This is a genomic window from Microbacterium sp. Leaf159, from assembly GCF_001423615.1.
GTDB lineage: Bacteria > Actinomycetota > Actinomycetes > Actinomycetales > Microbacteriaceae > Microbacterium.
Genome location: NZ_LMOU01000001.1, coordinates 2,795,790 through 2,808,671, shown reverse-complemented (window position 1 = coordinate 2,808,671; position 12,882 = coordinate 2,795,790). Strand labels below are relative to the sequence as shown.

General features: G+C 68.9%; 9 protein-coding genes. 4 read left to right on the top strand and 5 right to left on the bottom strand.

What is annotated here, in order from left to right; translation table 11 throughout:
* Nucleotides 1–182: 182 nt before the first annotated feature.
* Both ASF80_RS13300 and ASF80_RS13295 read left to right on the top strand, forming a co-directional pair.
* A complete protein-coding gene (locus tag ASF80_RS13300) occupies nt 183–668 on the top strand; it encodes a MarR family winged helix-turn-helix transcriptional regulator (protein WP_082488316.1) in 486 nt (161 codons plus the stop codon).
* Nucleotides 665–1,324, top strand: a complete 660-nt coding sequence (locus ASF80_RS13295) for a hypothetical protein (RefSeq protein ID WP_056311469.1) — start codon at nt 665–667, stop codon at nt 1,322–1,324. The genes ASF80_RS13300 and ASF80_RS13295 overlap by 4 nt, the downstream gene beginning before the upstream one ends.
* On the opposite strand, the gene ASF80_RS13290 is transcribed toward ASF80_RS13295, so the two are convergent.
* Complete coding sequence (locus tag ASF80_RS13290; protein WP_056311467.1) at nt 1,325–1,735, bottom strand: MmcQ/YjbR family DNA-binding protein; 411 nt, start codon at nt 1,733–1,735, stop codon at nt 1,325–1,327.
* Between the two features lie 42 nt (nt 1,736–1,777).
* Between ASF80_RS13290 and ASF80_RS13285 the strand changes: the two genes are divergently transcribed.
* Nucleotides 1,778–3,127, top strand: coding sequence for a DUF2252 domain-containing protein (locus ASF80_RS13285; RefSeq protein ID WP_056311465.1), 1,350 nt, complete (start codon nt 1,778–1,780; stop codon nt 3,125–3,127).
* A gap of 10 nt (nt 3,128–3,137) precedes the next feature.
* Here ASF80_RS13285 and ASF80_RS13280 read toward each other — a convergent pair whose 3' ends face one another.
* Entirely contained in the window at nt 3,138–6,131 is a 2,994-nt protein-coding gene (locus ASF80_RS13280) for an alpha-mannosidase (RefSeq protein WP_056311461.1), read from the bottom strand.
* Nucleotides 6,132–6,240: 109 nt separating this feature from the next.
* On the opposite strand from ASF80_RS13280, the gene ASF80_RS13275 reads away from it, so the two are divergent.
* Nucleotides 6,241–7,542, top strand: coding sequence for a glycoside hydrolase 5 family protein (locus ASF80_RS13275; RefSeq protein ID WP_056311459.1), 1,302 nt, complete (start codon nt 6,241–6,243; stop codon nt 7,540–7,542).
* 24 nt (nt 7,543–7,566) lie between these two features.
* On the opposite strand, the gene ASF80_RS13270 is transcribed toward ASF80_RS13275, so the two are convergent.
* Genes ASF80_RS13270 through ASF80_RS13260 form a run of 3 tightly spaced genes read right to left on the bottom strand, consistent with a single transcriptional unit; the run spans nt 7,567 to nt 12,859 of the window.
* Nucleotides 7,567–8,589 (bottom strand): LacI family DNA-binding transcriptional regulator, encoded by a 1,023-nt coding sequence (locus ASF80_RS13270; RefSeq protein ID WP_056311457.1) that lies wholly within the window; start codon nt 8,587–8,589, stop codon nt 7,567–7,569.
* A 47-nt stretch (nt 8,590–8,636) separates the two neighbouring features.
* Nucleotides 8,637–10,271: a fucose isomerase gene (locus ASF80_RS13265; RefSeq protein ID WP_056311455.1), complete on the bottom strand. Its 1,635-nt coding sequence runs from the start codon at nt 10,269–10,271 to the stop codon at nt 8,637–8,639.
* Complete coding sequence (locus tag ASF80_RS13260; RefSeq protein WP_082488315.1) at nt 10,268–12,859, bottom strand: GH116 family glycosyl-hydrolase; 2,592 nt, start codon at nt 12,857–12,859, stop codon at nt 10,268–10,270. The genes ASF80_RS13265 and ASF80_RS13260 overlap by 4 nt, the downstream gene beginning before the upstream one ends.
* Nucleotides 12,860–12,882 lie beyond the last annotated feature (23 nt).

The window sequence follows — 12,882 nt, the reverse complement described above, 5'->3', positions numbered from 1 at the left end:
CTCCGCGGTGCTGTTCATACCCGTAAGTCAACCCGGAACCACCGACATTCAAGACCCGAAACCACCCCGAATTACCCCAGATCAGAACCGTATTCCAATCTCTCAGAATGACACAGCGCGGGCCACGCGCGTCAGCAATCAGGCATAGTGAACATAGGTAACAATGTAGTAGGGTAACAGCCATGGAACCCCTCTTCGTCGACCGCCTCCTCCAGATCGCCGATCTGTTCCAGAAGGACATGGCCCGTGCGTTCGCCGGCACGGATCTCACACCGACCCGAGTGCACCTTCTCTGGGTCCTGCAGCACGCCGGCCCGTCGACCCAGCAAGCCCTCGCCACCCTCTGCGAGGTGACTCCCCGCAACATCACCGCTCTCGTGGACGCGCTGGAGCATTCCGGCCACGTCCGTCGCACGCCGCACCCCTCCGACCGCCGTGCCGTACTGGTCGAGCTCACGCCGACCGCGGTCGAGACCATGGCGCGGATGCAGGAGGAGCACGCCCAGCTCAACGAGACCCTGCTGAACGCGATCGCGCCCGACGATCGGGCCACCGTCGAGCGCGGCCTGGCAGCCGTCATCGCGCATCTCGAGACCCTCGTCACCTCCGCGGCGAGCGCACAGGCACAGACACAGGCACAGGCACAGGCACAGGACGGCACTCCATGACCGAGCAACTGCGCGACGACACCACCCACACCCCGACGCCGCTCGCGCGCATCCTGAACTTCCTCCATCGCGCATGGATCGCGGAGCTCCGCGTCTACTCGAGCATCGCGCGGGCGATCACCCGTCGTCCGGCCATCCCTGCGGGCGGCACCGGAGTCGGCTATCACCGCCCCGTGCTCACCGTGCTGTTCATCTTCATCGGCCTCTCCGCAGTCGAGATCCCGATCCTCGACCTGATCGTGCACCCCTGGCCGGCCGTGCGGATCACGCTGCTGGTGCTCGGAATCTGGGGCGTCACCTGGATGGTCGGACTGCTCTGCGCGATGCTCATGCGCCCTCACTCCGTCGGCCCCGACGGCATCCGCGTGCGCAGCGGCCTCGAAGTCGATGTGCCGGTCACCTGGGCCGACATCGCGTCGATCGCGATCGATCGCCGTGTCGATGAGCCCAAACAGCCACGCGTCACCGGCTCGGAGTACGCCGAGCGGATGCAGGACGAGACCAACATCGAGATCGAGCTCGAGCGCCTGCTCGCGATCCGCCTCCCCGGTCTCGCTCCGAAGGGTGGGACGCATCGGGTCGACCGCATCAGGCTCTGGGCCGACGACCCACGTGCGCTCCTCGACGCCGCTCGGCCGTTCCTCACAACGGCCTGATCAGTCCAGCCCGCGCTCCGCGAGCCACTGCTTCGCGACGAGCACCGGCGCGCGCACGAGCCACGCATCCGCGATGATCTCGGCGAGGCGGTCCTTCTCGACGGTGTCGAGCTGCACGAGCAGTCCCGGGTATCCGTCGAAATGGGGGATCGAGAAAAGCCCGTCGGGCTCCGCCGCGAGCAGCGTCGCCTTCTCCTCGAGGCTCGCCACCCGCACACCGAGCACCGGACCTTCGGGCCACTCGAGTCCGAGGTCGGCGAGCTGACGGAGATCCACCTTGCTGGGCCCGCGGATCCATGCGATCTGCCCGCTCGGCAGACGCCACGACGGCTCCCCGGTATGACCGCCGGGTCGCTCGGTCACGCCGGGGAGCGCGAGCGCGATCTCACGCACATCGTCAAGGGTGACCATCTGCCTATCGTCCTCCCGCACAGCGACTGCCACAATGGCCGAATGAGCACCGAGTGGTCCGCGCCACCCTCCCCCGCAGACCTGCTCGCCCGTGGCGAGACGGCGCGCAAGCGCACACCACGCCGCGCACTCGCCACGCTCGCCGGTGGGACGCGCGACCCCCTCGGCATCCTCGACGCTCAGAACGCCACCCGCATCCCGGAGCTCGTGCCGTTGCGCACCGAGCGGATGTCGGCGAGCCCGTTCGCCTTCTACCGGGGGACGGCCGCTCTCATGGCGGCGGATCTGGCCGATGCGCCCCACAGCGGCATCCTCGTCGCCTCCTGCGGAGACGCTCATGTGTCGAACTTCGGCTTCTACGCCTCACCGCAGCGCAGCCTCATGTTCGATCTCAACGATTTCGACGAGGCCGCCTGGGCGCCGTGGGAATGGGACGTCAAGCGGCTCGCCGCCAGCATCGTGGTCGGCGGGCACGCGACAGGGCGACCGGAGGCAGTGATCGATCAGGCCGTGCTGGGCGCTGTCGATTCCTACACGCGCGGGATGCGGCGCATCTCGGCGCTCAGTCCCCGCGACCGCTACTTCACGCACTTCGACGTCGAATCCACCCGCAGCATGCTCGACAAGACCTCTCGCAAAGCGATCCGCAGCGCCGTCACCCAAGCACAGCGACGCACGGGCGAGCGTGCGGTGAGACGGCTCACCGAGGCGGATGCCGCCGGGCGACGCCGCTTCCTGCCACAGGACCCGACGACCACGCCGGTCGATGCGGACCTGCTCTCGCTGGTGCACGACCTCGTCGCGCAGTACCGGGCGACGGCGAGCCCCGACGTGGCGCTGCTGTTCGAGCACTACACGGTCGGCGATGTGGCGCGACGAGTGGTCGGGGTCGGCAGCGTCGGGACCCGCTGCTACCTCGTGCTGTTCCAGGACGGCGAGCACGGCACCCTCCTGATGCAGCCGAAGCAGGCGTCGCAGAGCGTGCTCGTGGAGTACGGACGGATCCCCCAGCCCGAGTCCTTGAGCGCGCGGATCGAATCCCACGGCGAGGGCGCCCGAGTGGTTGCGATGCAGCGGATCCTGCAGGCGCTCTCCGATCCGTTCCTCGGCCATCTGCGCAGCCCCGCCTCTGACTTCTACGTGCGTCAGTTCCACGACATGAAAGGGAGCGTCGAGGTCGAGGAGCTCGACGACGGGCCGTTCATCACCTACGCCCAGGCGTGTGCCGCCGTGATCGCCCGGGCGCACAGCCAGTCGGTCACGGCAGCCGAGGTCGCCGGCTACATCGGCGGTGGCAGAGCGATCGGCACCGCGCTGCTCGCCTGGGCGCGGGCATACGCCGACGTCTCTCTCGCCGACTACGAGGCGTTCCGCGCAGCGAGCACCCGGTGATCCCGAGCCGTCAGCGGACGATGCGCAGCGTCCGCACCTCGAACGGTCGCAGTCTCAGCTCGCCACCCATGCGCGCATCGTCGAGCGCATCCTCGATCAGCGACACCTCGTGGATCTCGCGGTGTTCGAAGTCCGCGACCACCGAGCCCGCCACGCGCCGCCCGAGCGCCTCGTAGACCCGCACGATCACATCGCCGGATCCGTCGTCCGCGAGCTTCACCCCCGACACGACGATGCCCTCGCCCTCCACCGCTACGAGCGCGTCAACCTCCCGGGCGCCGCGCACGAGCGTCGCCGGGCTGTTGAGGGTGATCCCCTCGGCCGTCGCGAGCGCGGCATCCGCTCCGATCACCATGCCCACCTCGATCGTGTGGTGACCGTGATCGGTGTCGGGATCGGGGAACCGCGGCGCCCGCAGCAGCGACAGTCGCACGGTCGTGGTGACCGCGTCATCCGACACCTCGCGCGACGTGTCGTAGCCGTAGATCGAGTCGTTCACGAGGGCGACGCCGAAGTCCTGTTCGCGCACCAGCACGAACCGGTGCATCGAGGTCTCGAACTTCGCCGCCTCCCAGCTCGTGTTCGTGTGCGTCACGCGTGACTGGTAGCCGAACTGCGTCTCGGCCTCGGTGTTCGCGGCCTGGATGTCGAGCGGGAACGCGAGCTTGAGCAGCTTCTCGGTCTCGTGCCAGTCGATGTCGCACCGCAACGCCACCGTGCGGGAGCCGGGAGCGAGGATGATCGTCTGCTCGATCGTCGATTCCGAGAACGCCCGGGTCACCACGACGCTGGCTGTGCCATCGACGACGGATGCCGACATCGATGCGACGCCGGTGAGGTCCTCGACGCTGTTGCGGTAGTACTTGTCGATGTCCCACGCATCCCACATGTTGGGGAAGTCCTGGTGCAGCTGGAACAGGTTCGCCGCGCGACCCTCGGCCACGGCCTCGCGACCGGATGCCTTGTCGACCGCCGAGACGATCAGGCCTTCCGCAGACACCAGCACCGAGACGAGCTCGTTCTCGAGGCGCCATCCGCCGTTCTCGCCCGAGAGCAGGACGGATGCCGCGGCTGGCGCCTCGACGAACGCGGCACCCAGAGCGCGACCGCCTCCGACCGAGGTCGGCACGAACCGCAGCTCGTGCTCTCCCTCACCGGCGAGCGACCGGCGGGCGGCGGCTGCGAGATCCTGCGCATCCGAGAGCACACTCGAGAGCACCTCGACGGCTTCACGATGCACCCACGCTATGGACGTGCCGGGCAGGATGTCGTGGAACTCGTGCAGCAGCACGGTCTCCCACAGGCGGTCGAACTCGGCTTTCGGGTACGCGGCGCCGGTGCGCACGGCATCCGTCGCCGCCCACAGTTCGGCCTCGACGAGGGCGTGCTCCGACCAGCGGTGCAGCGCCTTCGTGGCGTGCTGGCTGGTCAGGGTTCCGCGGTGCAGCTCGAGGTACAGCTCGCCGACCCAGACGGCCGGATGCGGGATCTCGGCGCGAGCGGCTTCGAAGAAGTCATCGGGATGCTCCCACTCGACGCGCGGACTGCCCTCGAGGTTCTGCAGCCGCTTCGCTTTGCCCGTCATCTCGCGGGTGGTGCCGCCACCGCCGTCACCGTAGCCGACCGGGGCGATCGACCGCGAGCTGACGCGGTTCTCCTTGAACTGCCTCGACGCCTTCGCGAGCTCCTCTCCGCTGAGCTGAGAGTTGTAGGTGTCCATCGACGGGAAGTGCGTGAACACCTGCGACCCGTCGATGCCCTCCCAGAGGAAGCTGTGGTGCGGGAACACGTTCTGCTGATTCCACGAGATCTTCTGAGTGAAGAACCACTCGAATCCTGCGCGGCGCATGAGCTGCGGCAGCGCTGGCGAGTATCCGAAGCTGTCGGGCAGCCAGACGCCCTTCGAGCGGATGCCGAACTCGCGCTCGAAGAATCGCTGACCGTACGAGAACTGCCGCACGAGCGATTCACCCGAGGGCATCACGGTGTCGGATTCGACCCACATGCCGCCGAGCGGCAGGAAGCGTCCGTCGGTCACGGCGGCCTTGACGCGCTCCCACACCTCGGGGCGGTGCTCTTTGAGCCAGGCGTACTGCTGCGCGCTGGACATGCCGTAACGGAACTCCGGCTGCTCCTCGATCAGCGTCGTCATCGACGACGTCGTGCGAGCGACCTTGCGGATCGTCTCGCGCAGCGGCCACAGCCAGGCCGAGTCGATGTGCGCGTGCCCGACGGCCGAGACACGGTGCGCGCTGGCCTCTGCCGGAGCAGCGAGGGCAGGGACCAGCACGGCACGGGCGTCGGATGCCGTCGCCGCGACATGCTGCAGATCGAGCACGTCGAGGGCATCGTCCATCGCCTGCAGGATCTGCATGCGACGAGGAGAGGTCTCGGGCAGCTCGGCCTGCAGCTCGAACAGCACCTCGAGGTCGAGGGACAGCTCGTACACCTCGGTCTCGAACACCGCGAGGTCGAGGCGTCGGAGGCGATACAGCGGCTCACGCGACGAGGTGCGGATGTCGCCCTCCTGCGTCGGCAGGAAGGGGTGATGGTCGAGCAGCACCGGGTTGGCGGCCGCCTCGAGGTAGAGCTCGACCGGCTCGTCGCTGTGGGCGGCGTCGGCCATCGGCAGCCACTGATTGCGCGGGTTGATGCTCTTGATCGGCGTGCCGTCGGGGCGGTAGGCGAGCGCCTCGCATTGGAAGCCGGGCATGTGATCGCTGAAGCCGAGGTCGATCAGAGCCTCGACGCGGCGGCCCGCCCATTCTGTGGGGACGCGGCCCGAGAGCCGGAACCACGTGGTCGACCAGGCCGGACCCCACGCGCTCGGGACGGACGCGGGTGAGAAGTCGAGCGCGAGCCCGGCACTCGGGCTGATCGGCTCCCCCGGCAGCTCGTTGACCTCCACCTCCAGCGGCACGGATGCCGAGTGGATCGCCGGGCGGATGCGCTCGTCGAGCACCCGCCTGACGCGGCCTACGGTGAGCGAGGTGCCATCATGCATGCGGTGTTCTCCATCGAAGCCGGGTTTCTCAGCCTATTTTACTAAAGCGATATAGCTGCGAGAGCCGAATCGCGTTAGAGTCTGTGCACCGACCCCCGAAAGGACAGCGATGCCCTCCTCTGACGCCCCTCTTCGCTTCGGCGCCAACTACACGCCCCGCTCCCAGTGGATGCACGCGTGGATGTCGCTCGACCTCGACGAGGTGCGCCGGGACTTCGCCGCGCTCGCCGAGCTGGGCCTCGATCACCTGCGCATCTTCCCGCTGTGGACGGTGCTGCAGCCGAACCGCACCCTGATCCGCGCCCCAGCCGTCGACGACGTGCGTGCGGTGGTCGACGTCGCCGCGGAGTTCGGGCTCGACGCGAGCGTCGACGTGATCCAAGGGCATCTGTCGAGTTTCGACTTCATCCCGTCGTGGCTGTTCACGTGGCACGACAAGAACATGTTCACCCACCCCGATGCCCTGAGCGGCCAGGCCGAACTCGTCACACGTCTGGGCGAGCGGCTGGGCGACGCCGACAACTTCCTCGGTTTCACGCTCGGCAACGAGACGAACCAGTTCTCGGCACGGACCCACCCCTCCCCCTGGCCGGTCACCGAGGCCGAGGCCGCGAACTGGATCACCACGCTCCTCGATGCCGCGCACAGCTCGGCGCCGAGGCAGCAGCACGTGCACAGCGAGTACGACGCCGCCTGGTACATGGACGGCCACGGGTTCACGCCGGCGCTCGCCTCGCGCCTCGGTGACATCACGACCGTGCACTCGTGGATCTTCAACGGCACGGCGCAGAAGTACGGCGGCCGCTCCGTCGCATCCGATCGCCACGCCGAGTACATGATCGAGCTCGCCCGCGCCTTCAGCACGGAACACGGAAAGCCGATCTGGCTGCAGGAGGTCGGCGCCCCCTCGAACTGCCTGACACCGGAGCAGACCCCCGACTTCCTCGAGGCCACCCTGCGCTCGGTCGTGCGCACCGACGACCTCTGGGGTGTCACGTGGTGGTGCTCGCACGATGTGAGCCGCAGTCTCGCGGACTTCCCCGAACTCGAGTACACGCTGGGCCTGGTCGACCAGAACGGCGAGGCGAAGCCGATCGGACGCCGGTTCGCCGAGCTGATCCCCGAGCTGCGGGAACGACGCGAGACGCCGACGCGCACCCTCGGGATCGTCGTCGAGGTTGACGAGGCCGAGACTCCCGTCAGCCGCGGCGCGATGAGCCCCGGAGGCTCGATCTTCCAGGCCTGGGTCGATGCGTGCGAGGCCGGAGCCGACCCCGCGTTCATCACCTCGAAGGATGCCGCGGATCCGACCGTGCTCGCGGCGCGCGGCATCACCGAACTCGTCCGTCCGACCGTCGAGCCCTGGTCGTACGAGTCGCAGAACACGGTGGTCGAGCACCGGGCGGAGTAGCCCGAGACCACCGGCGCGCGGGTCTCAGCCCGCCTGCGCCGTGCTCTCGCGCACTGTCAGCACCGGCACCGAACCGCTGCGGTCGGGAAGCGGCGCTGGCGCGGCGATCTGCTCGATCAGGAAGTTCGCGGCATCCGCTCCGAGTCCGAACGTGTCTCGCGTCATGGCCGTGATCGACGGATGCACGAGTGCGGCCACCGTCGAATCGTCGAACGACGCGATCGACAGAGCGGAGGGCACCGCGATGCGGCGCTCCTGTGCGGCTCGGAGGCCCGCGATGGCCATCACGTCGCTGTCGAAGACGACAGCACTCGGCGATGCCTCGTCCGCGAGCAGCCGGACGAGAGCGGCGGACGCCGCGGCCGGTGACGAGTCGGTCGGGATCACCGCACCGGCGATCCCCCGGGCGGCCAGCCCCGACAGGGCTTCGGACCGCAGCCTGGTGTGCTGGAATTCGGCCGGACCCGAGACATAGGCGATGCGGCGATGACCGAGACCGACGAGGTGCTCGAAGAGCGCGTGCGCGACGCGTCGGTCGTCGACCTGCAGAGTCGCAGGATGTCCGAGCGCGGAACGGACGCTGCCGATGACGACAGCGGGGAGGCCGAGATCGCGCAGCACCGGCATCCGCGGATCATCGTCACGGGGATCGATCACGACCACCCCGTCGACCTGGTGCGAGCTGCGCCAGCGCCGATAGGTCGCGATCTCGTCGTCGATCGACGCCACGAGCACCGTCTGCAGCGCGAGACGATGCGGCGCGAGAGCCGACTGCACGCCGGCCATGAGATCGGTGAAGAAGGCTTCGGCGCCCAGCGTGCGTGCGGGCCGGTTCACCGCGAATCCGATGACTCCGGCACGCGCACCCGCCAGCGCCCGCGCCGTCGAGCTGGGCAGCCAATCGTGCTGTGCGGCGACCTCGAGGATGCGGGCGCGCGTCTCGGCACTCACCCCCGGGCGACCGTTCAGAGCGAACGAGACCGCCCCGGGCGAGACCCCGGCGAGCCGCGCGATGTCGGTGATCGTCACGCGTCTCGCCGGGCTCATCCCCTCACTGTAATGATCCGCAGGCCGGAAGCCCGCAGCCCCCTCGCTCAGATCGCGACGTCTCCGACCAGGTTGACCTTGATCCCCATGCCGGCGAACATCGCAGCCTTCGCGATGAGGGCCTTGTCGGCGGTCTCGGCATCCGGCGCGTAGACGAGCTGCGCGTGGTTGGCCTTGTGGCGGGCCATGAACTGGTCGCGCGAGATGCCGTGCAGCACCACGTGGGCGATCGGCCACTCGGGGTTCGTCGCATCCTTGCGGCGCTGAGTCTCCTCGGCCGGCAGCTCGACGACCGAGGCCCGGAAGATGTCGGCCTGCAGGATGCCGTCGGCGATGAACACACGCGACAGCACGATCTCGCCCGGCTTCGAGACGCCGTTGATCGTCGCGCCGCCCCCGGGGAAGAAGACATGGCCCTGGCGCCACCCCTCGGCGTTCTGCCATCCGCCGAGGTGAGACGCGGGCACCGAGCCCGAGATCTCGTAGACCCAGACGAACTGCCCGTCGAAGTCCTCGCCCCAGCGCACGTCGTGCAGCGTGTTGTCGGGCACGAGCCCCATCGCGCGCCACACCCGGTCGGTGACGAGCGCGTCGACCGCGACGCCCTCGTCGGCCTCGTTGAAGTGCGGGAAGGCGCGGCCCTCGTGCAGCACCCGCGAGCCGTCGCGGGAGGTCACCGGAGGACGCTCGGTCGAGTTCAGGATTCCCTCGGCGAGGTCAGAGGCCGGCACGAGGTCCTTCAGACCCTGCTGATACTGGATGCCGACCGCATCGAGCCCGAAGTCGTCGGCGATGCGGAGGGCGGCGATGTACATCTTCAGCTGCCACTGCACCTGCTCGCGCGTCAGCTCGGTCTCGGCGTCCTCGCCGTACCGGAACGTCATGCCGGCATCCGTGAGCCAGGTGTAGGCGGCATCCGCCTCGTCATCGGTGACGTTCAGCATCTCTGCGTAGAGCGCCGACTGCGAGAGACGCTCCTTGTAGATGCCGGTGCGGTTCAGTAGCTCGTCGTCGAAGATCGCGTTGTACATGCCCATGCAGCCCTCGTCGAAGACCCCGATGATGGCCTTCTCAGCGAGCAGCTCTGCGGCGAGCGCCTCTCCCAGCGCCTTCTCGGGGCTGTCCGGCAGCTCCGGCAGCGGACGCACGTGCGAAGCATCATGCGTGATCGACCCGGTCTCGGTCCACTCCTTGATGCCCGCCGTGAACCAGTCGTCCGTGAAGTCGACCGACCAGATCGACGAATAGGGCTTGTCCATCTTGGTGAGGCCGGCGTTCAGGCCGAGCAGTCCGACGAGGCCGGGCCAGTCGCCGGCGAAGTTCGCGACCGTGAGGATCGGGCCCTCGTGCGTGCGCAGCCCCGCGAGCACGTGGTGCGAGTACTGCCACACGGCCTCGGCGACGATGAGCGGAGCATCCGTGGGGATGTTCTTGAAGACCTCGAGACCCATGCGCTGACTCGAGATGAAGCCGTGCCCGGTCGCGGGGTCGACGTCGTTGGCGCGGATGACTGTCCAGCCGAGATCCTGGAAAACGCCGGTGACGCCCGCCTCGAGCTCCACCTGCACGGGCCAGCCGCCGGTGTTCGCCGCTTCGCGCAGGTCGCCGGAGGCGATCAGATACGCGGTCTTCGGCGCGGCTGCAGGTCGGGATGCCGGTGTGGGCAGGGTGTAGGTGGTCATGATGCCTCTCCGATGGTGCTGGTGGTGCTGGTCGGTCGAATGGTCTGGGAGTCTCCGAACGGGAAGCTCTGCGTCTCTCCGGCTCGGAGGCGGATGCCGCGGCCGATGCTGCGCTCACGCAGCCGCAGGTCGTCGAGGTCGAGAGCGCCGCCGTCGAGATGCAGCGTCAGCGTCTCATCGTCGATCTCGACCCGACCCCAGCCGGCCCCCGTCGTGAACAGGCTTCGGAAGGGCCCGTCGGTCGCGGGTGCGAAGGCCAGTGTCGCGGCAGGCGCATCCCACTGCGCTCCGCTCGCGCCGAGCAGCAGCGCCCACGATGCGAGTGAGCGGGCGTAGTGGTTGCCGCACTCGATCTCGTTCCACGGGCTGCGGTGGGTGCCGTCGTAGCGCGAGCGCAGTGCCCGTTCGATGCGCAGCGCATCATCGACGCGGCCGGCGAACAGCAGCGACGCGGCGACCTGGTGCTCGATCCCCGTCCACACCTCGTCGGAGTAGACGAACGGGATCGCCGGGCGTCCGCCGCGCGGCCAGGAGGCGAGCAGCAGCCCGCCCTCACCGTTGAGGGCGTACACGCGCTGGGTGCTCTCGTGCGCGGTGAGATCGTCGCGGAAGTTGTGCGCGACGACCGCTGCGAGAGCCGACTCGATACGCTCCGGGCGCAGGATGCTGCCCAGGCCGTTCACGGAGGCGTGGAACTGACCGAGAAGCTGATCCGACAGCACTCCGTCGCCGTACTGGTAGCGATGAGAATCCGGGTCGTCGATCACCTGTCGGTAGTACTCCCCGTTCCAGAGCGTCTCGTCCATCGCGGCGGCCACGTGGTCGGCGCGATGCGCCCAGGCCACGGCACGCTCCGTCTCGCCGAGGTGCCGCGCCATCCTGACCCCAGCGCGGAGCGCCGCCAGGTACACGCCGTTCGCGAGCGGCTCCGCCCCGTGGAACTCGATGTCGTAGGTGTTGTGCATCTCCCCGTCGAGCAGGCCGTCGCCGTCGCGGTCCCACTCACGGATCGCGTAGTCCAGAGTGCGGGATGCCGCCGGCCACAGCTCACACAGGAACCCGTCGTCCCCACTGAACCGCCACTCGCGGTGCAGGCGCAGCAGCGTGCCGAGCTGTCCGTCGACCGCAGGCCCCATGAACCACGAGGGTCCGCCGAAGACGCGGTTGCCACGGAACTTCTGCGCACCGGCCTCGTCGGTCTCGAGCAGGTACTCGACACGGCGGGCGCTGCGCTCGAGCGACGGGAAGAGCCAGGCGAGCGTCTGCGCATACGACCAGACGTGAGTGCACGTTCCCTCGCAGGAACCGCCGTGGTCGAACGACCCCTCCCATGCGGCGAACACCGGGCCCTCACCCAGTTCAGCGTTCGGAGACTCGAGGACGAAGCCTGTCGTGGATCGCGCAGCGGCGATGTTCGCGCCGATCGCATCGGCGAGGACCGGGTCCAGGGAGCCCCCGTAGAGCGCTTCGACGAAGGCATCCGTCGTGGCCTCGAGATCCGTGAGGTTCGCGTGCAGGTGTGCAGCCGCGGCCCAGGCGTCCGGCCAGAGGGTCGCGTAGTGGTTCTTCACGATGTCGTCGCCGGGCGGATCCGCGAACACGATGTGCCCGTGCCACCCTCGGCGACGGTTCGGGAAGCTCCACGACAGCACGAACTCGAAGTCGCGGCTCTCCCCCGGGGCCAGCGCATGCACGATGCCGAGAGACCCTGTGCGCAGGCGCGGCAGCTTCGCGAGCATCTGCTCCTCGGTCAGAGGCACGGCGCCCGGGTCGGCGTCGAGTTCGGCGAACAGGCCGCGCGGACGGTCTTCGAGAGTGAGGCGCGGCTCTGCCTGCAGCAGTCCGTCGTCGCTGAGGTCGTTCCAGAACAGTCGCGCGCCGTCCGGCCAGTAGCTGGTGACCCATTGCGGCTTGGCCGTCGTCGAGGGGTCGGTCGTGGTGAGGCTGAGGGTTCCGTACCCCGGGTCGTCGTCGGGCAGGTCGATTCCGAAGTCCAGGCCTCGCACGTCCCCGTCCTCGCGCCAGCGCACGTTCTGCGTCGCGCGCATGCCCCAGGGCGCTTCCGGTCCCGGCGTCCCTCGACCAGCCGTGTGCGAGACGCTGCCGACCACGGTGACGGCCACGGTCTCATCGCCCGGGTTCGTGACGCGATAGCGGAGCACTGCCGCGGGGATGCCGGAGGCATCGGCGTCCAGGGGCACCAGGGGCGTGAACGCGCGCAGCGAGACGTCGACCGGAAGCACCGCATCCGTGAAGTCGATGTCGACGACGGGGTACTCGCCGTGCAGCGTCGCGGCGTCGAGGCGCGGGAGTCCGGCGAGCTGATCGAACGCGTAGCCGGCGTCCGCATCATGCCGCCCCGTGAGCCGCGCCTCCAGCACGCGCGTGACGGCGGGCCCGCGCTCGGGCGCGGCATGTATCGCGAAGAACGAGTGCGGGTTGCGCCTGCCCTTGTCCGGCAGGTTCTCGAACTCCCAGTCGCGCAGTTCGCCGCGGGCGCCCACCGAGACGTTGCCGGTCCCGATCCCGCCGAGGGGGAAGGCGGTGGCCTGCGAGGTGTGCGGGATCCCGGGTGCACGGCGGGTCATGCCGATGCTCCCGCCCGCGTCGT